The 25649-nt window shown below is 62.9% G+C and carries 26 protein-coding genes; 17 read left to right on the forward strand and 9 right to left on the reverse strand.

Going from position 1 to position 25649, the window contains the following annotated elements; all coding sequences use genetic code 11:
- Positions 1-16: 16 nt before the first annotated feature.
- From ACG33_RS13355 to ACG33_RS13365, 3 genes are all read right to left on the reverse strand, one after another.
- Positions 17-1864 (reverse strand): tyrosine-type recombinase/integrase, encoded by a 1848-nt coding sequence (locus ACG33_RS13355; RefSeq protein ID WP_066921931.1) that lies wholly within the window; start codon positions 1862-1864, stop codon positions 17-19.
- Positions 1865-2487: 623 nt separating this feature from the next.
- Entirely contained in the window at positions 2488-2799 is a 312-nt protein-coding gene (locus tag ACG33_RS13360; RefSeq protein WP_066921932.1) for a type II toxin-antitoxin system RelE/ParE family toxin, read from the reverse strand.
- On the reverse strand, positions 2796-3050 hold the full coding sequence (locus tag ACG33_RS13365) for an antitoxin (RefSeq protein ID WP_066921934.1): 255 nt from the start codon (positions 3048-3050) through the stop codon (positions 2796-2798). The genes ACG33_RS13360 and ACG33_RS13365 overlap by 4 nt, the downstream gene beginning before the upstream one ends.
- Before the next feature lie 266 nt (positions 3051-3316).
- On the opposite strand from ACG33_RS13365, the gene ACG33_RS13370 reads away from it, so the two are divergent.
- The 6 genes from ACG33_RS13370 (at position 3317) to ACG33_RS13395 (ending at position 10909) form a co-directional block, all read left to right on the forward strand.
- Complete coding sequence (locus ACG33_RS13370; protein ID WP_066921936.1) at positions 3317-3607, forward strand: type II toxin-antitoxin system ParD family antitoxin; 291 nt, start codon at positions 3317-3319, stop codon at positions 3605-3607.
- Complete coding sequence (locus ACG33_RS13375) at positions 3607-3972, forward strand: type II toxin-antitoxin system RelE/ParE family toxin (protein WP_066921938.1); 366 nt, start codon at positions 3607-3609, stop codon at positions 3970-3972. The genes ACG33_RS13370 and ACG33_RS13375 overlap by 1 nt, the downstream gene beginning before the upstream one ends.
- 270 nt (positions 3973-4242) lie before the next feature.
- On the forward strand, positions 4243-5736 hold the full coding sequence (locus tag ACG33_RS13380; RefSeq protein WP_066921944.1) for a DUF3375 domain-containing protein: 1494 nt from the start codon (positions 4243-4245) through the stop codon (positions 5734-5736).
- A gap of 1 nt (position 5737) precedes the next feature.
- Entirely contained in the window at positions 5738-6454 is a 717-nt protein-coding gene (locus tag ACG33_RS13385; RefSeq protein ID WP_066921946.1) for a DUF4194 domain-containing protein, read from the forward strand.
- Positions 6451-9759 (forward strand): ATP-binding protein, encoded by a 3309-nt coding sequence (locus tag ACG33_RS13390; protein ID WP_066921948.1) that lies wholly within the window; start codon positions 6451-6453, stop codon positions 9757-9759. Before ACG33_RS13385 ends, ACG33_RS13390 begins: the two co-directional genes overlap by 4 nt.
- Positions 9746-10909: a Wadjet anti-phage system protein JetD domain-containing protein gene (locus ACG33_RS13395; protein WP_066921950.1), complete on the forward strand. Its 1164-nt coding sequence runs from the start codon at positions 9746-9748 to the stop codon at positions 10907-10909. The genes ACG33_RS13390 and ACG33_RS13395 overlap by 14 nt, the downstream gene beginning before the upstream one ends.
- Before the next feature lie 296 nt (positions 10910-11205).
- On the opposite strand, the gene ACG33_RS16600 is transcribed toward ACG33_RS13395, so the two are convergent.
- The 3 genes from ACG33_RS16600 to ACG33_RS13410 all read right to left on the reverse strand — a co-directional run bounded on the left by ACG33_RS16600 (position 11206) and on the right by ACG33_RS13410 (position 13034).
- Positions 11206-11538, reverse strand: coding sequence for a hypothetical protein (locus tag ACG33_RS16600; protein WP_066921951.1), 333 nt, complete (start codon positions 11536-11538; stop codon positions 11206-11208).
- Positions 11539-11636: 98 nt separating this feature from the next.
- On the reverse strand, positions 11637-12170 hold the full coding sequence (locus ACG33_RS13405) for a Panacea domain-containing protein (protein WP_066921953.1): 534 nt from the start codon (positions 12168-12170) through the stop codon (positions 11637-11639).
- A gap of 48 nt (positions 12171-12218) precedes the next feature.
- Positions 12219-13034: an IS1 family transposase gene (locus tag ACG33_RS13410; RefSeq protein ID WP_157071804.1), complete on the reverse strand. Its 816-nt coding sequence runs from the start codon at positions 13032-13034 to the stop codon at positions 12219-12221.
- A 111-nt stretch (positions 13035-13145) separates the two neighbouring features.
- Between ACG33_RS13410 and ACG33_RS13415 the strand changes: the two genes are divergently transcribed.
- Genes ACG33_RS13415 through ACG33_RS13425 form a run of 3 tightly spaced genes read left to right on the forward strand, consistent with a single transcriptional unit; the run spans position 13146 to position 15056 of the window.
- Positions 13146-13442, forward strand: coding sequence for a type II toxin-antitoxin system RelE/ParE family toxin (locus ACG33_RS13415; protein WP_066921955.1), 297 nt, complete (start codon positions 13146-13148; stop codon positions 13440-13442).
- 9 nt (positions 13443-13451) lie between these two features.
- Entirely contained in the window at positions 13452-14576 is a 1125-nt protein-coding gene (locus ACG33_RS13420) for a HigA family addiction module antitoxin (protein ID WP_066921957.1), read from the forward strand.
- A gap of 9 nt (positions 14577-14585) precedes the next feature.
- Entirely contained in the window at positions 14586-15056 is a 471-nt protein-coding gene (locus tag ACG33_RS13425; protein WP_066921959.1) for a hypothetical protein, read from the forward strand.
- Here ACG33_RS13425 and ACG33_RS13430 read toward each other — a convergent pair.
- The 3 genes from ACG33_RS13430 to ACG33_RS13440 all read right to left on the reverse strand — a co-directional run bounded on the left by ACG33_RS13430 (position 15053) and on the right by ACG33_RS13440 (position 17495).
- Positions 15053-15292: a histone H1 gene (locus tag ACG33_RS13430; protein WP_066921961.1), complete on the reverse strand. Its 240-nt coding sequence runs from the start codon at positions 15290-15292 to the stop codon at positions 15053-15055. The genes ACG33_RS13425 and ACG33_RS13430 overlap by 4 nt on opposite strands.
- A gap of 120 nt (positions 15293-15412) precedes the next feature.
- Entirely contained in the window at positions 15413-16822 is a 1410-nt protein-coding gene (locus ACG33_RS13435; RefSeq protein WP_083537279.1) for a Cu(+)/Ag(+) sensor histidine kinase, read from the reverse strand.
- Positions 16812-17495: a heavy metal response regulator transcription factor gene (locus tag ACG33_RS13440; protein WP_066923431.1), complete on the reverse strand. Its 684-nt coding sequence runs from the start codon at positions 17493-17495 to the stop codon at positions 16812-16814. Before ACG33_RS13440 ends, ACG33_RS13435 begins: the two co-directional genes overlap by 11 nt.
- Positions 17496-17723: 228 nt before the next feature.
- On the opposite strand from ACG33_RS13440, the gene ACG33_RS15870 reads away from it, so the two are divergent.
- The 8 genes from ACG33_RS15870 (at position 17724) to ACG33_RS13475 (ending at position 25631) form a co-directional block, all read left to right on the forward strand.
- The gene (locus ACG33_RS15870; RefSeq protein ID WP_083536942.1) at positions 17724-17969 is read left to right on the forward strand and encodes a DUF2933 domain-containing protein; all 246 of its coding nucleotides are present in this window, start codon (positions 17724-17726) and stop codon (positions 17967-17969) included.
- Complete coding sequence (locus tag ACG33_RS13445; RefSeq protein WP_066923433.1) at positions 17959-18618, forward strand: methyltransferase family protein; 660 nt, start codon at positions 17959-17961, stop codon at positions 18616-18618. Before ACG33_RS15870 ends, ACG33_RS13445 begins: the two co-directional genes overlap by 11 nt.
- A gap of 4 nt (positions 18619-18622) precedes the next feature.
- The gene (locus ACG33_RS13450) at positions 18623-18886 is read left to right on the forward strand and encodes a hypothetical protein (RefSeq protein WP_066921970.1); all 264 of its coding nucleotides are present in this window, start codon (positions 18623-18625) and stop codon (positions 18884-18886) included.
- Between the two features lie 79 nt (positions 18887-18965).
- A complete protein-coding gene (locus ACG33_RS13455) occupies positions 18966-19166 on the forward strand; it encodes a hypothetical protein (RefSeq protein WP_066921972.1) in 201 nt (66 codons plus the stop codon).
- 192 nt (positions 19167-19358) lie between these two features.
- Positions 19359-20744 (forward strand): MBL fold metallo-hydrolase RNA specificity domain-containing protein, encoded by a 1386-nt coding sequence (locus ACG33_RS13460; RefSeq protein WP_066921974.1) that lies wholly within the window; start codon positions 19359-19361, stop codon positions 20742-20744.
- Positions 20741-22258 carry a thymidine phosphorylase family protein gene (locus ACG33_RS13465; RefSeq protein WP_066921976.1) on the forward strand — a complete coding sequence of 506 codons (1518 nt, stop codon included), beginning with the start codon at positions 20741-20743 and terminating at the stop codon, positions 22256-22258. Before ACG33_RS13460 ends, ACG33_RS13465 begins: the two co-directional genes overlap by 4 nt.
- Complete coding sequence (locus ACG33_RS13470; protein ID WP_066921978.1) at positions 22255-23169, forward strand: ribose-phosphate diphosphokinase; 915 nt, start codon at positions 22255-22257, stop codon at positions 23167-23169. Before ACG33_RS13465 ends, ACG33_RS13470 begins: the two co-directional genes overlap by 4 nt.
- Entirely contained in the window at positions 23166-25631 is a 2466-nt protein-coding gene (locus ACG33_RS13475; protein WP_210399082.1) for a phosphoketolase family protein, read from the forward strand. The genes ACG33_RS13470 and ACG33_RS13475 overlap by 4 nt, the downstream gene beginning before the upstream one ends.
- The last annotated feature ends 18 nt before the right edge of the window (positions 25632-25649 follow it).

Consider the following 25649-nt stretch of genomic DNA (forward strand, 5'->3'; position numbering starts at 1 on the left):
GGCGTGGTGCTTGTCGCTACGCCACCTGCAGCGGAAACCATTCGCCTTCCCTCACGTCTGTGGACACGACCATGATGGCCTTGTCGAGATTGTCTGCCGTGACGGCCTCGATGGCGGACCGACGGCCCAGCGCCCCACGCGGTTTCAGCAGCGCGTGGTAAATCTTCCAAGGGTCTGCGTCCCTGTTCAGCTTCAGGACGGCTTGGATCAGGGCATGCTTGTGCGGGTCGAGATGCCAGTCCGGCACACGCTGGCCCCGGTTGCCGACGTTCAATGCCAGCAGGTTTCCGGCCCTGACCTCGTAGCTGATCCAGCGGCGGGACTTCCCCGCCAGCTTCGCGTATGCGGCGACCGGTAGGTTGTGCGGTGACTCAAAGACATCGATCAGCTCCATCCGCTCGCGCTGGACATCGGAAAGCGGCTGCGCTGTTGGCTGTGGCAAGGTCACAGCGGAGAGTCGATGAGCGGCAGTGGTAACCAGCGGCACCGCATCCCCAGGCTTCGTGACCAGCAGGATCGGGGAGGTCGCGGTCGTCTTGGGAGGCTCGGCGTCGTTTGCCTGTTCGTTCGTGACCGCGGATACACCTTCCACGTGAATGGTCAGGGGCATGCTGGCCGCCTCCACCATGTTCTGCTCGAAGAGATCGAGCCGGTCGGCCCAATCCTGCATCATGCGTCGGCGCTGCTCGACGTACTCGGCATGGTTGTAGGTGGCGCTGGTCTTGTTGGGATCGACGTGCGAGAGCTGCGCATCGACCCACTTGAGGGGATAACCGATCTCGTTGAGCGCGGTGGACATGACAGCCCGAAGGCCGTGCCCGGTCTGCAGGTCGCGATAGCCCATGCGCTTGAGCGCGGTGTTGAGCGTGTTCTCGCTCATGCGCTTCTTCAAGTCGTAGTCGTGCCGGAATAGATAACGTTGCGCCGGCTTGAATTGGTCCAGCAGATGCCGAACGATCTCGATGGCCTGCGCTGACAGGGGCACGATGTACGGCGGGATGTCCTGCGGCTTCTGACGCTTCCTGCGCATGTCCGTCTGCAACTGCTTCACGATCTCTGGCGGGATGATCCATAGCCCCTGGTCCAGATGGAACTGATCCGGCGTCGCCAGCCGCAGTTCGCCTGTGCGCACGCCGGTCAGGAGCAAGAACCGCAGTCCAAGCTGGGTCTGCAACCTGCCGCGATACTTGCGCAGCCGCTGCAACAGCTTCGGCAGGTCGGGCATACGTAGGAACGGGTTGTGGTTCACAGGCGGCAAGGGCACCGCGACCACATCGAGATCGGACGCCGGGTTGTACTCCAGGTCCGGCACGACGACCAGCGCGTAACGGAACATCTGGTTGAACCAGGTTCGCACCTTTTCGGCGACGGACAGCGCCTTGCGCCGCTCGATCCTGGCGATCACTTCCAGCAGATCGGGGCGCTTGATCTCGTAGATCGAGCGCTTGCCCAACAAGGGCAGAACGTCCTTGTCGAAGATGCGCGGGAGCGTCGAGGACGTGCACTGCCGACCCTTCTTGAGACTGAGTTCGCGGTGGGTGAACCACTGCTTGTACACAGCCTCGAAGGTGTGCTCGCCAGCGAGCTTGGCAGCGGCGCGCTTCTGCTTGCGGTGGACACGCGGGTTGATGCCTTTGGCCACCAAAGCCCGAGCTGCGTCCCGCAGCGCGCGGGCTTCGAGCAGCGACACCTCTGGATAGGTGCCGAACGACATCCGCTTGCGCTTGTTCAGCCAGTAGTAGCGGAAATGCCAGCTCTTGCCACCGTTGGCGGTGACGGCCAGATACAAGCCCAGCGTGTCGTAGAGGTCGTAGGCCTTGCCGGTGGCTTTCGCGCGCCGGACAGCCATGTCTGAGAGCACCATGCTCTGGCTCCTGAACAAGCTTCAGGAACCGGATAGTTATCTCGTCAGCCGTGCTCCTCCAGCAACAATCCGGAAGCCGCCGTACCCGTGAAAATGGGCCCAAAAATGGGCCCAAAAGTCCCGGATTCAGGCGGATTTCGGTAGACGGCTCTGGAACGTCGAGTCACGAAAAACTTCGGTCGTGACAACGACTTGCAGCGCTTCCTGGCCGTCCACGGATTTCCGCGGAATGTTGCAGTGGAGCGGGTGATGGGAACAGCACCGGCTATCCAACTCATTGATGGGTAACGCTTCTTCCACAATGAATCTAGTGATATGGACTCGATTGTGGACTTGATTCTGGCACACCAGCGAGGCAGCAGCACAAGAAGTTCCATTGCGGTCCAGTGAGGTTTGCAAATTGCCACGAGCCAGCATCTATCGCTCAGCACCGGTTTCTTTTCGCCTGCAGATGACGGTGGCACAAGCAGCTGGCGCATCTTTTGGCAGCAGCAGTAATTGCTGTTCGCGGGCAGGCGATGCCTCGAAGCCGAAACACAGATACGTACCGGCAACGATAGGCGCTGGATCAGGCGGCTCGATCAGGCTACCCGCCGAAGGCTGGATGTCAGTCCGTCCTGGGACTACCGCAGCCTGTTCTTGAGACGGACCATGAGATCCATCCGCTCGTGCAGGATGGCGAGAATGAGTGCCGGGCGGTCAGGCTGTGGCAGGCAGAAAATGTAGTGGTGCCCGGCCAGCTTCATCCGCAGGCCAGGATGCACGTCGTCCAGGTTCTTGAACGGGCCTTCACCCTTGGCCAGGGCGCAGGCGGTTTCCTCAATCTGAGCAACGTAGGTACGGCATTGCTCTTTGCCCCATTGCTCGACGGTGTAGCGCACGATACCGCGCAGATCGGCCACGGCGCCTTGCGTAAGGCGGTAGGGAAGCGTCATGTCCTGCTTGTGTGGCGCAGCTCATCATCCGCGACGTCGGTGATGCTGCCCTCAACCAGTTCGCCGCGCTGGGCTTGCGCGATACGTTCGGCCAGCAGGGCTTTCAGCTCCTGCAGGGCCTGCTCCTCCGGGGAGGCGGAGGGGAACAGGCGTTCGAGCGCGTACTGCTTGATGGACTTGCCTTCCAGCGCGGCCAAAGCCTTGAGGGCTTGGTGCTGCTGGTCGGTGACGTCGATGGTCAGACGGCTCATGGGCGCGCTCCAAGGACGGGAAATTGAGATGGTTCAGTATCCATCAATTGTGGGTTTGTGGCAATGTGGGTAGTGACAATCCACACCAAGCCTGAAACGAGATGGGCGAGGGTGCTTTCCGGCGCGCCATATCCGTTCGGTCGTTCTCGCGAAGACAACGCTGTACACGCCGCCCAGCCTACCCGAGGGAGTGCGGGTCTTCGCATTCGTTGGCCTATTATGCCAATCGTTCTACACTCAGGCCATCGTCTCGGGAGCCAACGACCATGCCGACGCGCAACGTGGTACTCAGCAAGCATCAACACGATCTCGTCGAAGCTTTGGTGCAATCCGGGCGCTACCAGAACGCCAGCGAAGTGCTGCGCGAAGGCCTGCGCCTGATCGAGCAGCGTGAGCGGCTCGAAGCAGCCAAGCTCAAGGCGCTGAAGGAGGCGGCTGACCAGGGTTGGGCCGCAATCGCTGCCGGCGATTACACGGATGTTGCCGAAGACCAGATCGAAGACTTCATCGACCAGTTGAGTGAGCAGGCGGTCAAACTCGCACACACGGCAGACTGATGGCTGGCTACCGGCTGTCGGGCCCAGCCAAAGCCGATATTGTGAAATTACTCGCGTGGACTGAACGGCAATTTGGAGAGGCCGCCCGCACACGCTACGCAGCCCTGATCACGGCTGCACTGCACGACATCTCCAGCCAACCTGACAGGGTTGGCAATATCCTCCGCCCGGAACTCGGCGAAGGCGTCCGATCCTGGCACCTGAGACTCAGTCGGGAGCGCGCACGTACTGTGACCGGCATCGTACGCCGGCCGAGGCATTTCCTGATCTACCGGATTGAGGATGGCCTAGTTGTCATTGGCCGGGTACTGCATGACGCCATGGAGTTGGTGCAGCACTTGGACCCTGAGAAGTCCTGGGAATAGATAGCCGCAACCTTATGCCATTGGAACCCCAGAGCAGGGATGAGAAACAAGGCCACCTGGGAGAGAGCAGTTGAGGTGCAGGGCATGGCCGGTTCGGAACGTGCCCTAAACCGCGCGTCAAAAACGGGCAACACATGCCTTCCAGCGCAAACCAGCCACGGCTATGGCTACAGACAGTCAGTTCCGGGAGGCAATGCCTTTCGCTTGAATGAATGATGCGGAGATACTTCAGATTCTGACCCACACGGATCAACGTCCAGCGACGGCCTGATGGATAGCAACAGCCACGAGCGTACCCAGTCCTACATTCTGGCGCGCCAGCAGAATCCTGCGTGGCAGCTACTGGCTGGGCGCCGAGCTCCACTGGTGCTGGGTTGTCTGCAGGCGCTGTTCGAGGAAAGTCAGGACGGTGTCGATTACGACGATGCCCAGCAAGCCTTGGCCGAGTTGCTGGCTGGGCATGTCGGACTGAGCGAGTTCGAGATCAGCGGTGATACCGCCATGTTGGCACGCAGGGAGCTGCGTACCTGGATACGGCGCTCCCTTGTGGTTGAGCGCGAGGGGCGACTGTACGCCACAGATGCGCTGGAAACTGCGCTGCGTTTCGTGGAAGCGCTGGACAGCCGCATTATGACCTCCACGGCTTCGCGTCTGGCAGTAGTTCAGCGCGAGATCGAGCGCCTGGAAGCTCGGCTGAACCCTGATCCACAGAGCCGGGCCGAACATCTGCGCCGGCAGATAGCCGACCTGCAACGGGAGTTGGATGAGGCTGAAGCCGGCCGGATCGAGGTCGCTGACGCCAAGGAAGCGGCCGAGGGTATCCGCGAACTCTACGCGCTGGCGACCAGTCTGCGCGCGGACTTCCGAAGAGTGGAGGATTCCTGGCGCGCTGCCGACTTGCGCTTGCGTCACGCCGTCGTCAACGAAGGCCACCACCGCGGCGCGATCGTCGACACCCTGCTCGACGGCCACGACACATTGCTCGAAACCGCTGAAGGTCGGGTATTCCAGACGTTCCATCAGCAGTTGCAACAGGAAATCGAGCTTGAAGCGATGAAGCGCCGGTTGCGCACCATCCTGCAGCATCCCCAGGCCGGGATCGCGTTGACACTGTCGCAACAGGCCGATCTGCGGTGGCTGGTGATGCGTCTGGTCAAGGAGTCGGCCTCAGTCATCCGCGCACGCTCGCGCAGCGAACGCGATGTCCGCAGTTTTCTCCGCACCGGTCTGGCAGCCGAACATCATCGGGTCGGACAACTGCTCAACGAGGTCTTCCGCCATGCCCAGGCAGTGGACTGGAATATCGCTTCGGTACGCCGGCAACCGGCCCGCCTGCCGCCTCTGGCCATCGCTTGCGGCGGCCTACCCTTGGTGGAACGGCTGCGCTTCAAGTCTCTGGATCAGCAGGCACTGCGCGATCTGGATCTGCAACGCATGGCCGGTGACATCGACCAGATCGACGAGGAGTTCTGGTCCTCGCTGGACAGCCTCGACCGCGAGGCATTAGTGCGCGACACCGTGGAAACGATACGCGGCAGCGACCAGCCACTGAGTCTGGCCGGCCTGGCACAGCGGCTGCCACCCACGCACGACCTGGAATCCCTCGCCGTATGGTTGGGCATGGCACGGGAAGCGGACTGCACCATCGGCGAAGAATGCGAAACCCTGGATCTCGCCACCCGAGACGATCAGAACCTACGCTTCCATGTGCCGTTGCTCGGGCTCGACCCGGCGGCGTTCGAGCACTTCGAATGGGAGCCTTGACATGACGGCCGGCACTGAAGGTATCGACCCGACCGTGGCCAGCTCCGGCGGATGCGACACCGGCGCCCATTTCACCGACGGGAGCGCGAAGACATCCGATCAGGCCCACGTGGCCGCAGCGGTACGGGCTACGATCCTGGAGCTGATGAAGTACGGGCTCCTGGAGGAAGCCAGCAAGCCCAATCTCTACCGTAACGCGCTGTTGCACCGGGATGAAGTGGATCGGATGCTGGGCTGGCTGGAACTGGCGCTGCGTATCGATGACATCCGCGGCCTGGCGTTCATCGTCGTGGCCGCCGCGCCCGACCGGGACGACGACGAATGGTCGCACCCGCTGGTGCGCCGGCAGCGCCTGACCCTGGAGCAATCGCTGCTGGTCGCGATTCTGCGCCAGCAATTCGTCGCCCACGAAGTGGAAGCCGGCGTCGGCGCCGGTGATGCCCGAGTCGCACTCGACGATCTGATTCCGCACCTGCAGGCTTATCTGGGCGACCTGGGCAGCGACGCCCAGGAAAGGAAACGCCTGCTGACTCTGCTGGAGCAGCTCAAAGGCCACGGCATCGTCTCCGACGTCGATCAACAGGAGCGGGTGACGATACGCCCGATCATCGCCCACCTGGCCAATCCGGAGAACCTCACCAACCTGGTGCAAGCACTGCGCGAGGCTACCGGCGGTGGCGATATCGGCCCGACATCGGTCGAGGAGGCGGACGAATGAGCACCTCACCTGCGCTCGCTTCGGGTAGCTACGTGCTCACGCACCTGGACGTGTACGACTGGGGCGCCTTCGACGGTCGCCACAGCGCGCAGATCGATTTGGCCGGCACCGCGATCATCGGCCCCACCGGCAGCGGCAAGACCACGCTGGTCGACGCGCTGATGACCCTGCTGGTCGCCAGCCCCCGCTACAACCTGGCCTCCACCGGTGGCCATGAAAGCGATCGCGACCTAGTCTCCTACGTCCGCGGCGTGTCTGGTGCCGGCAACGACAGCGAAGCCAACGAACACATTGCCCGGCCCGGTCCTGTCGTTACTGCGATCGCCGCACGCTTCAGCAACGGCGAAGCAGTGTTGCGCATCGGCGGCGTGTTCTGGCTCGACGGCACCAGTTCGGCTTTGACCGACCTCAAGCGCCGCTGGCTGTTCTGCCAGGGCGACACGCCGAGCCTGGACGAGTGGCTGGAAACGCACCGCGATGGCGGCGCACGGGCGCTGAAGGAGTTGGAACGTACTTGCCCCGGCTTTAAGGTCTACGATACCAAGCAAGCCTTCTTGGCACGCCTGCGCAACCACTTCGAGGTCGGCGAAAACGCGTTCGCCCTGCTCAATCGCGCTGCCGGCCTCAAGCAGCTCAACAGCATCGACACAGTGTTCCGCGAACTGGTGCTGGACGACCGTTCCGCCTTCGACAGCGCGCGCGCCGTCGCCGATGAGTTCGACACGCTGGCCGGCATCCGACAGGAACTCGAGACCGCTCGCAGACAGCGCGACACACTGGCGCCGATCGATAAAGGATGGGCCGATCATCAGGAAACGTCCGTCAGATTGGACGAACACAACCGGCTACTGGCGCTGCTGCCGGCTTGGTTCGGAGAGCAGGCGATCACCCTGTGGGAGCGCCGAGCCGCCGCCGAAAATATCAAACTGCTCGAACAGCAACAACAGGCCGAGGCGCTGTCCAAGGACCTGGCGTTGGCAGAAGCAGAGGATCAGGCGCTGCAGGTGATCTACCTGCAGGCAGGCGGGCAGAGAATCGAGGAGCTGCGTCGACACATCGATACGCAGGAAGAGAAGCTCGAGCGGTGCCAACGCCAGGCCAAGGACTACCAAGCATGGACCATTAGCTTGGGTCTGAGCCCAGCACTGACGCTTGCTGCGGTGCAGGCCAACCAGACGGAAATCGAACAGCGGCGGATCGATGAAACAGAACGTTGGGAAGTGCAGAAGCGGGCGGCTTGGGAAATAGGAGCGAAGCAACAAGCGCTACTTGCCGAGCGTGACCGGCTCAAGCACGAGCTGGACGAGTCGAAGCAGCGGCCCGGTTCGAACATCCCGGTCGAGCAACAGCGTTTTCGCAGTCTTCTCGCAGACCATCTCAGCCTGGATGAGAGCGCCTTACCCTTCGTTGCCGAGTTGGTCGAGGTCCAGCCTGAGCAGGCACGTTGGCGTGGCGCCATTGAACGCGCCATTGGCAGCGAACGCCTGCGTCTGTTGATCGCTCCGGAACATGCTCCCGCTGCACTAACCTGGATCAATGCGCGTGATAACCGCCTTCATGTTCGGCTGCGCGAAGCGGATGCGCCTGCCGAGCAGGCGCGATTCTTCGACGATGGATTCACCCGCAAGCTCAATTTCAAGCCTCATGCCCATCGTCAGGCATTGAAGCACCTGCTCGCCAGCATCGATCGGCATTGCGTGGACGACGTTCAGGCCTTGCGCCGCACGCCGTATGCGATGACCGTACAGGGGTTGATGTCCGGCCGCAGCGGCTACTTCGACAAGCAGGATCAGAAGCCGCTCGGGCGCGACTGGATGACCGGCTTCGATAATCGCGATCAGCTCGCGCGCCTCGCGCAGGATCTCGCCACGGCGACGGAGCTGCATGCGGTGAGCCAGAGTGAAATGCGTAAGGCCGAGGAACTGGTAGAGAACACCAGAAAAGGCCTCTCGCTGCTGGATCGGATCAAAGATGCGGTGTTCAACGATATCGACGTTCCTGGTGCGCAAGCGGAACTTGATCAGTTGCGGCAGCAACTGCAAGCATTGACGGCGCCGGCGTCCGATGTCGAGCAGGCAAGAATCAAATGGGAGATCGCCAAGGCGGGCACCGAGGCACTACGCGGCAAGCAGATCGAACTGCAGACGCAGATCAGGCTGCTCACCCAGGCCATTGAGCAGGCGAACGACGCCGTGGGCCGTATTCGCAAGAGAATCGGCAGCGGGCTGGATGAGGCGCAGAGAGCGCTGGCTACCCAACACCTGGAAACGCAACGGGTCGACGAGCCTTCCGAGTTGGACGACCTGGAGCGCCGGGAAAGGGAGGGTATCCAGCGGGCCATCGAGCGCCAATCCGCGCGTCTCAGAAATGTCGAACAACAGCTCGTTCGCGACATGGCCAAAGCAAAGGCGGCGGACACCGGCGCATTGTCCGAGGTCGGCACCGAACTGCAGGACGTACCCGCCTATCGCGAACGCCTGCGCGTGCTCGACGAGGAAGCACTTCCCGAGAAACTCGGCCGCTTCCTCACCTATCTTAACCAGTCCTCCGATCAGGGCGTGACGCAGCTGCTTAGCGAGATCGACAGCGAAGTCTCCGTGATTGAAGAACGCATAGCCGATCTCAATGCCACTCTGGAACGGGTGGACTTCCAGCCAGACCGCTACCTGCGCCTGGAGCCGCAGCGGGTCGAGCACGAGAGCCTGCGCACCCTGCGGCAGGCGCGAGCCCACCTACGCTCGGCCCAGCTCAAGGATGACCAGGGCGAAAGCCACTACCGTGCCTTGGCCGACCTGGTCGGCCTGCTGCGCGATGCCGTGGAACGGCGCAAGACCCTGGGTGCGCTGGCCCTGCTCGATCCACGCTATCGGCTGCAGTTCGCCGTTCTGGTGATCGAACGCGGCAGCGGCAAGATCATCGAGAAGCGCACCAGTTCCCAGGGGGGTAGCGGCGGGGAGAAGGAGATCATCGCCAGCTACGTGCTCACCGCCTCGCTCAGCTACGCCCTGTGCCCACCGGGCAGCCAGCGGCCGTTGTTCGGCACCATCGTGCTCGACGAGGCCTTCTCCAAGAGTTCCCAGGCGGTGGCCGGACGCATCATCCGCGCCCTGGCGGAATTCGGCCTGCACCCGCTCTTCGTTACACCCAACAAGGAACTGCGCCTGTTGCGGGAACACACCCGTTCCGCCATCGTCGTCCACCGCAAGGGCGCACAGGCGACCATGACATCGCTGAGCTGGGAAGCGCTGGAAGCGCATGCGCGCAACCGCACCCAGCGACAGGAGCACGATGTTGAAGTCGCCTGATGAACTCGCCAACCTCCTGACCCGGCAATGGCACAGCGCCGACAAGCGTGAACGCCGCCTGCTCGATCCGCAGGCTTGGCCGCTGCAGCTCGCCATCGGCCGCCCACCACCAGCGCTGTTCGCGCACCACACGGCCCGGGTCCGCGAGCACATCGCACGCTGGCGGACAGTGACCGTGGGCGAAGTGCGATGGCAGGACACGGCCTTCCGCAGTGCCGCCGAGCCGGTGTCACTGCCGCTGCACTGGCAACTTTCCTCACCGGAGGAGTGGGCACAGGCGTCGGGCGATGCCCAGGTGCAACTGGAACTGCAACGACTTCGATACCTGCTCGATCGCGTCGACCCGCGCTTCCACGCACTTCTGATCCGGCAGCGCGGGCTATGGCACGAGCGTAACGACGAGGAGGTCGTGCAAGCGGCCGCGTTGACCTTCGAACTGGAACCCGGCATCGCGGCCGGCCGCCCCCTGCGCGGCCTCGCCCTGGCCGGCATCGACAGCAAGTTCATCGAACGCAACCGCGGATTGGTGACCGCGCTGCTGGATATCCGCTTCGAAGGACAGGCATCCCAACTTGGCCTCACCAGCTTTCTGGATGCCGCCGATGAGGGCGACCATTGGCTGCTGGTCGCGCCGCTGACACCGGGGCTGCTACCCTTCGCCCAGCAGCGCGTGCGGGCCCGTGAATTGATGGATACACCGCTACCGGCCGGGCACATCCTGCTGATCGAGAACGATCGCTGCCTGCACCTGCTGCCACCACTGCCCGATACCATCGCCGTCCTCGGTTCCGGCCTCGACCTGGCATGGTTGCGCGCGCACTGGCTGCGCCAGCGTCACCTGGGCTACTGGGGCGACATGGATACCTGGGGCCTGCATATGCTGGCACGCGCTCGCAGCCTGCAACCCCACCTGCAACCTCTGCTCATGGAGCGCGCCCTGTTCGACCGCCACGCCGCTGCACTCGCGGTGCCGGAGCCGATCAATGCCGGCGCGGAACCGCACGATGGCTTGTTAGATCACGAGCAGGACTTCTACCGCCATTTACTCACTCTGCCCAAAGGCAGAATCGAACAGGAATTCCTGCCTGGAGAGACTGTCACCCACGTGCTGTCCCGCTGGGTCAACACGAACTTTGGTGCGCCAGAGTAATGGGTCCAAGAGCACTGGCTGTAAACGGATCTTGGAGGACGTCTGTGGAACGTCCCACCAATGAAAACTAACGAGAAAAGGGGCCGAAGCCCCCTTTTCCCAGCACTTCCTGGATGTCACTGGACCTCCATGGAATTCAATCCTTGGAGCGGGTGATGGGAACAGCACCAGCCACCTAACTCTTTGGTTAAAAAGAGTTCTCACACAATGTGTTCACCGATGTGGACTACATTGTGGACTAGATTTTCGCACACAATCGAGGCAGCAGCACAGGGACGTCCAGGTTGGGTAGTGTCTCAGTTTGAATTCTGAGCCGAATTCTCTGCCTGCCCAGAAAAGGCCGCGCCGATCCATGTAATGTGCTCTTGCGCCAACGTGTAGCTAGCGTTTACGGCGTTCAACATTGCTGCCTGCGCCGCGGGTGACAACCTCCCAAGCAGCGCAGACGGGTTAGTCCGCACTTCCCGATCCAAGTATTGACGGGTGAATGCGTGTACGTCACTGCAATCAAGCCACGAGTCGTATTTCAGAAATCTGTGCTCGCTCTGGAGTACTTTCACTTGCGCATCAAGAAGGGTACGACGGCGTTTGATGTAGTTATTGATTCCGCTGTTTATGAAGAAACCCATGACCAGCGGATCTAGGCACACAAGTACATAGTATTTGTTGTGAGGTGGCGTGATGTGCGACGCGAATACCTCAACGACGCAACCTGTCGTAAGCACGACTACGCTGCCCGTTCGTCGGCAATCTCTAAGTGTTCAAGCACTTCTTCGGTGTGTTCCATCATCCGCGCTATTTCTAGCAACGACATCTCTTGTCCCTCAGATGTCGCCCGCCATGCTGCATCATGGCTTTCATCGACTAACTGCCCAAAGCTCTTTCTACCGTATTTAGCGATGGACCTATCAATGCATTCAAGATCTGATCTGCTAAAGATTGAATTTCGGGATTCTCTAAGCGGATGCACGGTGTAGCGACCAGGAACGCTAATGGAGTTCTTAATAGCTTCTTTTTGATCGACGAATTCTCTAGCACCGCGCCCCGCGCGCATAATGTTATGCACGTTGCTTGGTACTGGGCCGTACTCCATCGCAATGTAACGATCACCAGCCACAAAACGACCATAGTTCGCAAGATGATCTAGATCGGCGAAATAGAGAACCTTGGAAATGTGGTGAAACGTGGGGTCGGGAATACGAGCGGCGATATAGATAATTGCTTCCAGCCCCTTGTCGAAATCAAATCTGAATCGACCCATGTGGCTTTCCCCGAAAATCAACACTTGTCAAGTATATCACCTCGCCATTCAGGGCAGGGCGGCGATTTCTTCCAGTGACCAGACGTGATCCGATACGCCAGCGGCCATTGCCGGGGTAATCCGCAGGCTCTTATGGATGCGGCCGAAGTTGTAGTACATGAAGTGCAGCGCGACGGCGTGGGCGTGATTCTCGACCTTCTTTGAGAAGCCGTTGGTCAGGCGGGTAAAGCGGCGCATGCTCATACGCATCGTGAGATTCTGGCGCTCCACGTAGGACGTGCTGACGTGCTGCATGGCAGGACCGCCGCTGACATGGGCAACCTGGGTTCCGACGCACTGAGCAGGGCTGTAGCGGCGCTGGCCTTCCGGGGCCGCGCCGTAAATCTTGATGAGCTGGGCATAGTCCACGTCGCGACCGAACGCGCTTTCCACGGCTTCGAGGTAAGCCTTGTGGCCGTCGCTGGTGAGCTGGATACGTGAAGCCATACGGCTGGCCAGGTCGGTAATGAAGTCCATCGCGTAGCCGCCATCGCGTCCGCCCACGAGGAAGGACGGAACCAGTTTCGTGTCGGCGCAGATCGCCGTCCAGGTCCACACATCGCCGGCCTGCCCTTCCATGCCATCGGGCACGTTCTTCTGCTTCGAGTACACGAAAGACCAGATTTCATCGACCTGGACGCGCTTGCAGGGCAGGTTCCGCAGTGCCTTGTCCTGGTACTCGGCGCAGGCAGTACCCACGTCCACGAGCAGCTTGGTTACGGTGTTGATGGAGCAGTCGGCAAGCCGGCTGGTGGCCCGCAGGCTGGTGCCTTCAACCAGGAGGCCGAGGATTTGAGCGCGCTTCTTAAGGGGCAGCTTGTTCATGTAATCCATCATAGTACGCTATGCGTGACCAGTCAAGCATTCTATTCAGTTTAACGCATGGCGTTCAGTCGCTATTGCAATGGACGCAACCTTCCCATAAAATGCGCTCGCATGGAAGTGATCTTCGGGAACAAGAAGCTGGCGCTAGTTGAGACAGACGAAGCGGCGCACACGCAGCTCCCTATTTCCGTGATCACGTCATGCCGCAAGAAGCTGGTGCTACTGCGCGCCGCGCCAGATGAGCGAACGCTTAGGAACTGGAAGAGCTTTCATTACGAGAAGCTTTCCGGCGACCGCGAGGGGCAGAGATCAATCCGACTGAACGACCAATGGAGACTGATATTTCAGCTAGACACGAGCAGCAGTCCGCCGCGAATCATTGTTTTGGAAATAGCCGACTACCACTGAGATAGAAGCATGGGCAATCACACAACTACTGCAGTCCCTGCTCCTGGAGTTTTCCTGAAAGACGAACTCGAAGAGCGCGGCTGGTCGCAGCGCGACTTGGCGTATGTGCTCGGCTGCCCGGAGCAGGCAGTGAACATGATCATCTCTGGTAAGCGAGGCATTAGCCCGGAGATGGCGAAGGCCCTTGGGAAGGCGTTCGATGTGCCGGCTGAGTTCTTTGTGAACTTGCAGACAGCCCACGACCTCTCCAAGGCGAGTGATCCTGATCCGGGCGTCGAATGCCGAGCCATGCTCCAGAGGCACTTTCCTATCAGAGAGATGATCAAGCGCGGCTGGCTTGAGGATACTGATAGCGAAATGCTCAGCGTGCAGGTTGCACGTTTCTTTAAGGTCGAGAAACTGGATCAAGTGCCGCATCTGCGATATGCCGCCAAGAAGACTCACTACGACGAAACCCCGCCAGTACAACTTGCGTGGCTATTCCGCGTGCGTCAAGTTGCCGAGAGTATCACTGTGCCCGCGTACTCTGAGCGAAAACTGCGAGAGGCTGTCGAGCAGCTAAGGCGGCTCATCGCAGCGCCGGAAGAGACGCGACAGGTAGCAAGGCTCTTGGGCGAGTGCGGCGTTAGATTTGTGATTGTTGAGTCGCTACCAAGCGCGAAGATAGACGGGGTGTGCCTGTGGCTTGATAAGCAGTCTCCGGTTATCGGGATGTCCATGTCGAGAGATCGCATCGACAACTTTTGGTTCGTTTTGCGCCATGAGATAGAGCATGTGCTGCAGAAGCACGGACAAAAAACCGAGTGCTTGGATGTTGAATTAAGCGAGGACGGTGCCGCCAACGCAAACGAGCCCGACGATGAGCGCATTGCCAACACCGCAGCGGCGGACTTCTGCGTGCCAACCGCGCCTATGAATGACTTCATCGCCAGAGTGCGCCCGTTCTTCTCTGAGCAGCGCGTCGTTCTGTTTGCTCAGCGAATGAATGTGCATCCGGGGCTTGTGGTTGGGCAGATCCAGCGCCGCACGAATAACCACGCCTTTCTGAAGCGATACCAAGTGAAGGTACGCCAATTTGTCGTCCCTGCGGCAACTGTGGACGGATTTGGGCAGGTCGCCCCAGTCAATCTTTGAGAGAATCTTATGACGTACCGCGAGCAGCTTCAGCAATTCTTCGCAAGATACAGCCGTGAGACTGGCAGAACCGGCCCGATCGATCCGCATGACGTTGCCGGCTGGGCTATTACGAATAGGCTGTGGGAACCTCGGCCGCGAGATGTGATCAATCAACTCGCCGACGATATTTCAAAAGCCCTGCGCGAGGAATATCGGACGGATGAGCACGGCCGGCGATATCGCGCCAAGCACGCAGTGAATGGTGGACCACAGCAGGGAACGCTGTGGGCGGATATCGACACCGCGCCGCATGCGCATATGGAGCGTGCGTTCGCGCAGCGCAGACAGCAGGTTGTCGGCGACTGTTTGCAACTCAAGACCGACGTTGATGTTTATAACGATAAGCGGTCTGATGAAGAACCCATCAACATGGTTCTCGATTTTACGAACGACGTTGCGGAGTTGCAGTTGCAGGTCCCGTATCGGAAGGTCGGCTAGCGGGATCGCTTCCACCTAGCCTGTGCGGCGAGTTTCGCAATCTTTGCCCGCTGATCTGCGCTGAGCATGCTGGCGCGCGCCTTCCCGCCCTTCAAGCCGCCCTTACGGCCCAGCGCGACGGCGGCGGGGTCCTTCCCCTCATCGGTCTTGGGCAACTCCACCTCGCCAGTGGCAACGTCCGTAATGAACTTGGCGAGCTGGTTGGTATCGCGGGGGCGTTTCGATTTGGTAGCCATGCCGGTAGTCTGTCATGCTTGAGCGGTCAGGCTCAAGCCGGCAGGCGACCTACGCATTTTCAAACTGAGACACTACCCCAGGTTGATCTGTGTCGGGCTACTGTAATCTGCCCGCGATGTTCAAACGGAACGCGGCAGCACGATCTCGAACCGCGTCATCCTGTCATCGGACACGCCACGAACAGCCCCGCCGTGCGCCTCGACGATCGACTTGACGATGGCAAGCCCCAGCCCTGCACCATCACCCTTGCGTTGCCGAGACGGGTCGCCGCGGTGGAAGCGATTGAAAAGCCTTGGCAACTCCTCCGCCGGAATCTTCTCGCCCGGATTCTCGACGCTGACGGTGGTGGTTTGCTCATCCTGGGACAACCCGACCGTAACCGTCTCTCCCCGCTGTGTGTAGCGAATCGCGTTGGACAGAAGGTTACTGAGTGCCCGGCGAAGCATCTCTCGATCAGCCTGTATCGGCGCCGCCTGTCCTTTGAGTTGTAACGAGACCCCCTGTTCTTCCACCCATGCCTCGAAATACTCGAACAAACCCCGGATAGTATCCGCCAGATCCACACTCTCAAGCGCGAGGCTATGTGAATCATTCTCGGTCTGCGCAAGAAACAGCATGTCGTTGATCATGCGATTCAGGCGCCCGAACTCCTCCAGGTTCGAATAAAGAATCTCCCGATACTCATCGGCGGAACGAGACTGGCCAACGGCGACTTCCGTCTGCGTGGTCAAGTTGGTGACCGGCGTTCGCAGTTCATGGGCAATGTCGGCGGAAAAGTTCGACAACTGCTCGAAGCCATCCTCGATACGCCCGAGCATGTTGTTGAACGAAGCGACCGTCTCCTCCAATTCAATCGGCACTTCCTCGGGGTTCAATCTCGCATCCAGCTTCGACGCCGTGATTGCGCGAATCTTCTCGTTGGCTCTGCGGATCGGGATGTGTCCCCACTGAACGGCGAACCACGCAACCAGTATTGCGATGCACATGACGACGAAAATCGTCCACCACTGGATACGCTTGAAGCTCCTGATGAATTGAAGGTGGTGGTCGATATCCATCGCCACTGCGACTGTATAGACATTATTGTCGAGGCTGGCATCACCGGCCACTCGTATCACTGCTCCGCGGTAGGAAGTCCCGTCTTCCCGCCAGATTGTCATGTCGCGCCTGCCGGCGAGATCCACGGGGCTTTGGTTCGCAGCAAAGCGCGCCAGATCGGGGCCATCCGCAGCCGCATAGAGCGCGTTTTCCGCGGCATCTGCAACGTAGTAGAAAACTCCATGATGTCCTCTTACTGCCCGTTGAAGCGCCTCGTCGCCGACACCGGAATACACTTCCCTCAACGCCTGTATAACGGAAGCGGATACCACCCCTAGTTCGTCCTCGTCCATCTCTGCAAAGTGTCGATCCAGGGATCGCACGCTGACCCAACTGAAAATGAGAAAGACGAGCGTCATGGCAACGCCCACGAGCGTGGTCACGCGCAGTGCAAGTGACGCTGGGCGACGAAAAGGAGAGCTAGTCGCCATCCGGGACATCCAGCGTATAGCCCATGCCCCGCACGGTTTGAATCAGCTTGGGCTCGAAATTGTCGTCGATCTTCGCGCGCAGTCGACGAATGGCGACGTCAATGACGTTGGTATCGCTATCGAAATTCATGTCCCAAACTTGAGAAGCGATCAGTGAACGCGGCAGCACTTCACCCTGGCGACGCGCCAACAGCTCAAGCAGTGCGAATTCTTTATTAGTCAAATTGATCCGTTGCCCGCCTCTTACCGCACGTCGACGCGCCAAGTCGAGTTCCAGATTCGCAATCTGAATTCGATCGTGGTGAGTGGGCGTGTGTCCTCTACGTAGCAGCGTTCGCACACGAGCAAGCAACTCCGCAAAGACAAACGGCTTGACCAAGTAATCGTCGGCGCCCAACTCCAGACCCTGAACTCGATCATCCACATTGCTGCGTGCGGTCAGGAACAACACCGGAACCTGGTTGCCCGTAGCCCTGACCGCCTGCAGGATGCGCCAGCCGTCTATATCAGGAAGCATGACGTCGAGAATGATCAGGTCGTAGGCCTCCGTCATGGCCATGTGGTGGCCATCGAGCCCGGTGCGCGCCAGGTCTACGACAAACCCCGCTTCTACGAGGCCCTGACGAACATAGTCCGCCGTCTTGTTCTCGTCTTCGACAACCAGCAGTTTCATCATTGCTTACTCATGCGGCACCCCGGCGGGGAGGCGGCCCCTCGTGACGGACGAAGCGGGGCGGGTGACTTCAACTGGCAATCTATCTAGCCGGACCTGCCAGGATGATGACGCAGAGATTACAAGAATGTAATTTTCATGTCACTAGAACGACAGCGACAGCTCCATAGGATGACTGCGAAACCGGCGTGAACTCCCTTCCGGACGCCGCGACCATGGAGCTTTCCTATGAGCAGCCACCCCAATCAAAAGCGCAGTTTCTGGCGCAGCCCCGCGGGCTTTGTCCTGTGCGCCTTCCTCATTATCGCTGGATTATTTCTCTGGCTTGAACACCGTGTTCATGTACTCGGGGCGTGGCCGTTCTTTCTGCCTCTATTGATCTGTGTCGGCCTGCACTTCTTCCTGCACCGGAATCATGGCGGGCATGGCAACCACAGCAACCACGACCCCCGGAACGATCGCGATGCACGGTGACGTCCCGGCTTACGGTCTGTGGTTCCTGGCTATTGTGAACGCGGGCATCTTCATCCTGTTTGCCTTCAGCTTCTTCAAGCCCAAGACGGCCCAGGATTGGCGCTCACTGGGGGCGTTCTCCGCCTTCATCGTCGCCCTGTTCGTGGAAATGTACGGCTTCCCGCTGACCCTCTATCTGCTGGCGGGCTGGATAGGCAGCCGGTTCCCGGAACTCGACCCGCTATCCCACGATGCAGGCCATCTGTGGCCCGCGTTGTTTGGCTGGTCGATGGACCCGCACTGGAGCCCCTTCCACATACTGAGCTATGTGCTGATCGGCGGCGGATTTTTTCTTATCGCCAGCGGCTGGAAGGTACTCCATGAGGCGCAGCGCGCCGGCTCGCTGGCGACAACAGGGCCTTACGCTCAGGTGCGGCACCCGCAGTACCTAGGATTCGCACTCATCATGATCGGCTTCTTCTTTCAATGGCCGACGCTGGTCACCGGCCTGATGCTGCCGGTGCTGCTCGTCATGTACTGGCGTCTCGCCAAGCGGGAAGAACGAGACGTGGAAACGGCGTTTGGCGATGTGTATCGCCGCTATGCGCAAGAAGTTCCGGCATTCCTGCCCCGGCTTGGCAGGCTGTTCAAAGAAAGAAAAGAGGCCTGATCCCATGGCAACGAACGACCCGCATGCACAGCACCGCCATGGCCACGGCCAACATGGGCATCACGCCACCCACGGCGGCGGCACCATCGCCGCGGCCGGCTCCACAGACGCGGCACATGCCGGGCACGGCGGCCACGACCATGCCGCCATGGTCGCCGATTTCCGCCGCCGCTTCTGGATCACGCTGCTGCTCAAGTGCCTTCCGTTCGCGGGTATCGCCGGCTCCCCTCGCACCCCGCCCAATGAGTCCACACCACGAACACGGTGACACGATCTGCCCATCCCACGGCCCGAGGGGCCAATCGCCACCACTGGTTCGCCACACTGGCCCTCGCGCTTGCGTTCGCATGCCCGGCGTCGTTTCCGCGAGCGAAGGCGGGTTCCGCCTCAACGTGTTGATGCGGGGACAGGTGCTGGAGAAGCAAGACGAAACACTCGTGGTCTGTGTCGGACAGGTCGATGGCGCTCAGGTCGGGCAGGTGCTGGAAGTGATCCGGCACAAGCGCCGAGCCCGCCACTCGCGGGGAGGCCCCACGCTACCGCCGTGAAGCGGTCGGGCAGGTGCGCATTGTCGAACTATTCGACAGCCATTACGCGGAGGCTGAAGTGATCTCCGGGACGCCCAAGGTCAACACCGTCGAGCTGATTCGTCCCTGACCAGACGCGCGACCGACGCGTAGGCGCGTCGGTTGGGAGTCGTGCCATCCGCCATCACTTCCTTGCAGAACCGGAGCCTCATCATGACTGCGTCTTTCAGCCCCACCCTCCAGTTCCTCGGCGCCGCGGGCACCGTGACCGGCTCGCGCTACCTGGTCGAGGCCAATGGCCAGCGCGTGCTGGTCGACTGCGGCCTGTTCCAGGGCTACAAGCAGCTGCGCGATCGCAACTGGGCGCCGTTTCCGGCTGAGCCGTCGTCGATCGACGCGGTGGTCCTGACCCACGCCCACCTGGATCATTCGGGCTACCTGCCCGCGCTGGTCAAGCAGGGGTTCCGCGGGCGGATCCACTGCACGCACGGGAGCGTTGCCCTGTGCGGGCTGCTGCTCCCCGACAGCGGACATCTTCTTGAGGAAGAGGCGAAGTACGCGGCGCGCAAGGGCTACTCGAAGCACAAGGAGCCACGACCGCTCTATACCGAGGCCGAAGCGCGGCGCAGCCTGAACCAGCTCAAGGGGCATGACTATGGGCGCGACATCGAGGTCGCGCCGGGGGTCACGGCCCGCTTCCATCCCGCCGGCCATATCCTGGGTGCCGCCCACGTCAGCCTAGACGTGCAGGGCCAGCGCCTGCACTTCAGCGGCGATCTAGGGCGTCAGCACGAGTCGCTGATGAACCCGCCCACGCCCCTGCCCGCCTGTGACGTGCTGGTCTGCGAATCGACCTACGGCAATCGGGCGCATGTCGTGATCGACCAAGAAGCCGAACTTGCCCCCATCGTGCGACGGGTCGCCGCCCGCGGTGGCGTGATCGTCATCCCGGCCTTCGCCATCGGCCGCGCGCAGGCGCTCATGCTGCATCTGGCGCGGCTGCGTGAGCGCAAGGAGATCCCACGGGTGCCGGTCTACCTCAACAGCCCGATGGCGATCAATGCCACCCGGCACTACCACGCCCACCACGCCGAGCACCATGTGTCCGACGAGGACTGCCGGCGAATGTTCGAGGTGGCCACTTTCGTCAACACGGTCGAGGAGTCGAAGGCGCTCAACCGCCAGCGCGGCCCGATGATCATCATCTCCGCCAGCGGCATGGCGACCGGCGGGCGGGTGCTGCACCACATCGAAGCGTTCGGCCCCGACGACCGCAACGCGATCCTGCTCGCGGGCTATCAGGCCGGCGGAACCCGTGGCGCGGCGCTGGCGGCGGGGGCCCGCACACTGCGCATGTTCGGCCGCGAGATCCCCATCCGCGCCGAGGTGGTGCAACTCGAAGGGTTCTCGGGCCACGCCGATGCCGGGGAACTCCTGGCGTGGATGCGCACCGCGCCCTCCGCGCCCCGCATCGTCTACCTCACCCACGGCGAACCCGATGCGGCCGACACGCTGCGCGGGCGCGTCCAGCGCGAGCTGGGCTGGCGCGCACGCGTGCCGGAGCACCTGGAGCGCGTTGAACTGGAGGCTGCGCGATGACCACACAGGTCCCGAGCCACACCCGCCTGCGTGTCACCCGCGCCGGGATCGACACGTACCAGCAGCCGGTGGTCTACATGCACCGCGACTGTGAGGTCTGCCGCGCCGAAGGCTTCGCCGCGATGACCCGCGTCAGGCTGGACGTGGGTGGGCGCACCCTGGTGGCGACGCTGAACGTGGTCGTGAGCGACCGGGTCGGCCTGGACGAAGTCGCGCTGTCGGAAGTTGCCTGGGCACTCCTGGATCCCACGCCCGATGCCTTGGCCCGGGTCCGCCACGCGGAGCCGGCGGCCTCAGCCGGCGCCCTGCGCGCCAAGGTGTTCGGCGCGCGGCTGGACGACGCGCAGTACCGCGCCCTGATGCAGGACGTGATGGAAAGCAGGTTGTCGGACCTGGAACTCGCCGCCTTTGTCACGGCCAGCGCGGGCGACCGTCTGGACCATGCGGAAACCACGGCCCTGACGCGCGCCATGATCGCCGTCGGACAGCGACTGGACTGGGGCGAAGGGCCAGTGCTGGACAAACACTGCGTGGGCGGCCTGCCGGGCAACCGCACCACACCGATCGTGGTGGCCATCATTGCCGCGCTGGGCTACCGCATCCCGAAGACCTCGTCCCGCGCGATCACGTCGCCCGCAGGTACCGCAGACACCATGGAGGTCATGGCGCCGGTTGCGCTTGACCTGGCAATGATGCGCCGTGTGGTCGAGCGCGAGGGCGGCTGCATCGTCTGGGGCGGCAACGTACGCCTGAGCCCGGCGGACGACATCCTGATCCGGGTCCAGCGGCCGCTGGATTTCGACAGCGACGGCCAACTGGTCGCCAGCGTGCTGTCGAAGAAGATCGCCGCCGGCTCCACCCACGTCCTGATCGACATGCCAATCGGCCCCACCGCCAAGGTGCGCGGCGACGCTGCAGCCGACAGCCTCGGTGCACGGCTCGAACACACCGCCGGCGCGCTCGGCTTGCGGCTGGGCATCCATCGTTCCGACGGCACACAGCCGGTGGGGCGCGGAATCGGCCCGGCGCTGGAAGCACGCGACGTGCTGCAGGTGCTGCGGAACGTCCCCGGTGCCCCTGTGGATCTGCGCGAACGTGCGCTGGCCCTGTCCGCGGCGCTGCTGGACATGGCGCCCGGCAGCAACGCGGGCACCGGACTTGAAGGCGCGCGCGGCGTGCTGGAGTCCGGCGCGGCCCTTGCCAAGTTCCTGGCCATCTGCGACGCCCAGGGCGGGTTCCGCGAACCGCCGAAGGCGGCGTTCACCGCCGACGTTCCGGCGACTGCGTCGGGTCGCATCGCGGCGATCGACAACCGCAGGCTGGCGCGACTCGCCAAGCTGGCTGGCGCGCCGGCCGCCCCCGCCGCCGGCCTGGAAACGAGCCTTCGGATTGGCGACACGGTGGAGCGTGGACAGCCCCTGCTGACGCTGCATGCGCAGTCGCCCGGAGAACTGGCCTATGCCCTGGAGCACGCCGCGGCGCTGCAACCCTTTGCCCTTGGGGAGGCCCCATGAGCCGCGTGCTGATGCCGTTCCCGTCCGATGCAGTGCTGGCCGGCACCATCGCCCAGCCTCTGCAGGCGCGCATTTCACCCGTGGCCTGGCGGCACTTCCCCGATGGCGAGTCGCTGGTGACCCTGGACGACACGCTGGCCGGCGCCGACGTGGCGATCCTCGCCAGCCTGCGCAGCGCCGATGCCCTGGCCCTCCCCTTGCGCTTTGCCGCCTTGACGGCGCGCGAGTTCGGGGCGCGCTCGGTCGGCTTGATCGCCCCCTACCTGGGGTACATGCGCCAGGACACCCGCTTCCATCGCGGTGAGGCGGTCAGCACGCCGCTGTTCGCGCAGTACCTCGAGGAGGCGTTCGACTGGCTCGTGACCGTGGACCCGCACCTGCACCGCGTCGAGCGCCTGCAGTCGCTCTACCGGATCCCGACGGGCCACGTGTCGGCAACGCCCGCCGTCGCCGACTGGATCGCGAAGACAGTGCCTGACGCGATACTGATCGGACCCGACAGCGAGAGCGAGCAATGGGTGGCGGGCATCGCCGCCCGGTCCGGCATGCCGTACCAGGTGCTGGCCAAGGAGCGGCATGGCGACTACGACGTGCGCGTGAGCCTGCCCGACCCGGCGGCCGTGGCCGGCCGGACCCCGGTCCTGATCGACGACATCGTGTCGTCCGGGCACACGATCCTGGAGACCCTTGCGCACCTGCGCCAACTGTCTCTGCCGGCGCCGATGCTGGTCGCCATCCACCCGGTGTTCGCGGGCGACGCCTATGCCCGCCTGCAGGAGGCGGGTCTGGCCCGCATCGTGAGCACCGACACCATTGCCCATCCGTCGAATGCGATTGCGCTGGGCGCGGACCTTGCCGCCGCGGCATCGCCTCTGATGATTGCATCGAGCCAACCCCCGGAGAAGCCATGAATCTGCATCTGAACTGCTGCACCGCCGACCAGCTTTCGGCAGCCGAGCGCCAACGGATCTCCGAGCTCGCCGCCGCCCACCGGCAGGACGACCCGGCCTTCGCCCACTGGGCGGCCGGGTACGGCGTGGTTCGCCACGACCCGCTCACCCAGCTCCGGGTCCGCCAGATGGTGGACGAACTGGTCGCCCTGGGCCGCACGCCCGACGCCGGCACCGCCTGGCAGCGGCTCGCCGCGGCCGACCGCGTCGCCAGCGCCGGCATGTGGCTGGTGGCCCACATGACCTATAGCCACCGGGTCCGCACCGACGGTACGGCGCTCGACGCTGATGATTTCAAGGCCACGCCCGAAGGCCACACCGGCGGGTCCCTCAACATGGTGCCCGCCTACGCCGGCTACCTGCTGATGGACGCACTGGAGGGGGTGACCCGCGCCTGGATGATGGGCCAGGGGCACTGCGTGGCCGCCATCGACGCGCTGAACCTGCTGGTCGGCAACATGACGGCTAGGCACGCTGAACGCTATGACCGCTCCGACGCGGGACTGAGCCGGTTCGTCGGCGACTTCTATGCCTACACCCTCAATCCGGACGGCACGCCGGCGTCTCCGCTGGGTTCCCACGTCAACGCACACACCGCGGGCGGCGTGATGGAGGGCGGCTATCTCGGTTTCGCCGAACTGCAGTACGTGCATGCGCCGCTGAAGGACGAGCGCCTGGTGGCGTTTCTCAGCGACGGCGCGTTCGAGGAGCAGCGCGGCAGCGACTGGGCACCGCGCTGGTGGCGCGCCGAGGACAGCGGCCTGGTCAGTCCGATCATCATCCTCAACGGACGACGCATCGAACAGCGCAGCCAGATCACCCAGCAAGGCGGCGAGCGCTGGCTGGACCGGCACCTGCGGCTGAACGGCTTCGATCCGATCGCGCTGGACGGGCGCGATCCAGCGAGCATCGCGTGGGGGATCCACGTGATGGAGTCGCGCCTGCAAGCTGGCGCCGCCGTCCCCGACACCGACGTGCGGCTGCCCTATGGCATCGCCGAAACCGTCAAGGGCTTCGGCTTCCCCGGCGCGGGGACCAACGCCTCGCACAACCTGCCCCTGCCCGGGAATCCGGCAAAGGATGCCGATGCACGCGCGCTTTTCAATGAAGGCGCCGCGGTGCTGTTTGTGGCCGCCCCGGAGCTTGACGCGGCCATCGCCGCGCTCAACAGCCATGATGGCCAGCAACGGGTGCGCGAGCGGGACCATGCATTGGCTGACCGCCAGGTGGTCCCGCCCCGCGTTCCAGCGATCGCCGACCGCGGAGCCGGCGGCGAGAGTTCGCCGATGACCGCGCTCGACGACCAGTTCGTCGCGATCACCGAGGCGAATCCTGAACTGCGCGTGCGCGTGGGCAATCCCGACGAGTTGCGCAGCAACAAGCTCGACCGCACCCTGGACGCGATGAAGCACCGGGTGCATGAACCCGAGCCAGGCGTCGCCGAATCGCCGACGGGCGCGGTCATCACCGCGCTCAACGAGGAAGCCGTGGTCTGCGCCGCGCTCGGCAACAAGGGCGGACTGAACCTGGTGGTCACCTACGAGGCGTTCGCACCGAAGATGCTCGGGGCCGTACGCCAGGAGCTGATCTTCGCTCGCCACCAGGCCCAGGCAGGGCGTCCGCCCGGCTGGTTGGGCGTGCCACTGGTGCTGACCTCCCACACTTGGGAGAACGCCAAGAACGAGCAGTCGCACCAGGACCCGACCATGGCCGAGGCCCTTCTGGGCGAAATGGCCGACATCTCGCGCGTGGTGTTTCCCCCTGACGCCAACGGCGCGGCCGCGGCCCTCGCCCACGCCTACGCACAGCGCGGCACCGTGACCACCCTGGTGGTGCCGAAGCGGCCGGTGCCCCACGAGCTGACGCCGCAGCAGGCGCGGGCGCTGGCGGCGACCGGCGCGGTCTGCCTGACGGGTGATCCGGCAACGGCCGCGATCCTGCTGGTCGCCACCGGCGCCTACCAGTTGCAGGAAGTGCGCCGCGCGCAGGCGCGTCTGGCCGAGCGCAACGTGGCGGCGGCGCTCGTCTATCTGGGCGAACCTGGCCGGTTCCGCGCGCCGCGCGATCCGGAGGAGGCGCAGTATGTACACGCCGACAGCTACGTGCAGGCCTTGTTCCCGACGGACCGGCCGCGCGTATTCGTCACGCACACCCGGCCCGAACCGTTCCTCGGCGCGCTGCGCAGGCTCGATACCGGCCCGGCCACGACCACGGCACTGGGTTTCGTCAACCGCGGCGGCACGCTGGACGTGCCGGGACTGCTGTTCGCCAACCGGAGCACCTGGGCACACGTGGTGGATGCGGCCGCGAGTGTGCTCGGTCAATCCCGTGGCAGCCTGTTGTCCGAAGCGGAACTGGCAGCGGTAGACGGCCGGGGCGACCCGGCAACCATCCTGCGTCCAGCCACGGGGCCGGGGCAGTGAGCCGGCCGACCTCCCCAC

It is taken from the genome of Steroidobacter denitrificans (assembly GCF_001579945.1).
In the GTDB taxonomy this organism is placed as follows: domain Bacteria; phylum Pseudomonadota; class Gammaproteobacteria; order Steroidobacterales; family Steroidobacteraceae; genus Steroidobacter; species Steroidobacter denitrificans.

Coding starts and splice junctions, on each gene's coding strand:
- ACG33_RS13355 (WP_066921931.1), bottom strand. CDS start 1,864: ATGGTGCTCTCAGACATGGCTGTCCGGCGCGCGAAAGCCACCGGCAAG.
- ACG33_RS13360 (WP_066921932.1), bottom strand. CDS start 2,799: ATGACGCTTCCCTACCGCCTTACGCAAGGCGCCGTGGCCGATCTGCGC.
- ACG33_RS13365 (WP_066921934.1), bottom strand. CDS start 3,050: ATGAGCCGTCTGACCATCGACGTCACCGACCAGCAGCACCAAGCCCTC.
- ACG33_RS13370 (WP_066921936.1), top strand. CDS start 3,317: ATGCCGACGCGCAACGTGGTACTCAGCAAGCATCAACACGATCTCGTC.
- ACG33_RS13375 (WP_066921938.1), top strand. CDS start 3,607: ATGGCTGGCTACCGGCTGTCGGGCCCAGCCAAAGCCGATATTGTGAAA.
- ACG33_RS13380 (WP_066921944.1), top strand. CDS start 4,243: ATGGATAGCAACAGCCACGAGCGTACCCAGTCCTACATTCTGGCGCGC.
- ACG33_RS13385 (WP_066921946.1), top strand. CDS start 5,738: ATGACGGCCGGCACTGAAGGTATCGACCCGACCGTGGCCAGCTCCGGC.
- ACG33_RS13390 (WP_066921948.1), top strand. CDS start 6,451: ATGAGCACCTCACCTGCGCTCGCTTCGGGTAGCTACGTGCTCACGCAC.
- ACG33_RS16600 (WP_066921951.1), bottom strand. CDS start 11,538: ATGGGTTTCTTCATAAACAGCGGAATCAATAACTACATCAAACGCCGT.
- ACG33_RS13405 (WP_066921953.1), bottom strand. CDS start 12,170: ATGGGTCGATTCAGATTTGATTTCGACAAGGGGCTGGAAGCAATTATC.
- ACG33_RS13410 (WP_157071804.1), bottom strand. CDS start 13,034: ATGAACAAGCTGCCCCTTAAGAAGCGCGCTCAAATCCTCGGCCTCCTG.
- ACG33_RS13415 (WP_066921955.1), top strand. CDS start 13,146: ATGGAAGTGATCTTCGGGAACAAGAAGCTGGCGCTAGTTGAGACAGAC.
- ACG33_RS13420 (WP_066921957.1), top strand. CDS start 13,452: ATGGGCAATCACACAACTACTGCAGTCCCTGCTCCTGGAGTTTTCCTG.
- ACG33_RS13425 (WP_066921959.1), top strand. CDS start 14,586: ATGACGTACCGCGAGCAGCTTCAGCAATTCTTCGCAAGATACAGCCGT.
- ACG33_RS13430 (WP_066921961.1), bottom strand. CDS start 15,292: ATGGCTACCAAATCGAAACGCCCCCGCGATACCAACCAGCTCGCCAAG.
- ACG33_RS13435 (WP_083537279.1), bottom strand. CDS start 16,822: ATGGCGACTAGCTCTCCTTTTCGTCGCCCAGCGTCACTTGCACTGCGC.
- ACG33_RS13440 (WP_066923431.1), bottom strand. CDS start 17,495: ATGAAACTGCTGGTTGTCGAAGACGAGAACAAGACGGCGGACTATGTT.
- ACG33_RS15870 (WP_083536942.1), top strand. CDS start 17,724: ATGAGCAGCCACCCCAATCAAAAGCGCAGTTTCTGGCGCAGCCCCGCG.
- ACG33_RS13445 (WP_066923433.1), top strand. CDS start 17,959: ATGCACGGTGACGTCCCGGCTTACGGTCTGTGGTTCCTGGCTATTGTG.
- ACG33_RS13450 (WP_066921970.1), top strand. CDS start 18,623: ATGGCAACGAACGACCCGCATGCACAGCACCGCCATGGCCACGGCCAA.
- ACG33_RS13455 (WP_066921972.1), top strand. CDS start 18,966: ATGCCCGGCGTCGTTTCCGCGAGCGAAGGCGGGTTCCGCCTCAACGTG.
- ACG33_RS13460 (WP_066921974.1), top strand. CDS start 19,359: ATGACTGCGTCTTTCAGCCCCACCCTCCAGTTCCTCGGCGCCGCGGGC.
- ACG33_RS13465 (WP_066921976.1), top strand. CDS start 20,741: ATGACCACACAGGTCCCGAGCCACACCCGCCTGCGTGTCACCCGCGCC.
- ACG33_RS13470 (WP_066921978.1), top strand. CDS start 22,255: ATGAGCCGCGTGCTGATGCCGTTCCCGTCCGATGCAGTGCTGGCCGGC.
- ACG33_RS13475 (WP_210399082.1), top strand. CDS start 23,166: ATGAATCTGCATCTGAACTGCTGCACCGCCGACCAGCTTTCGGCAGCC.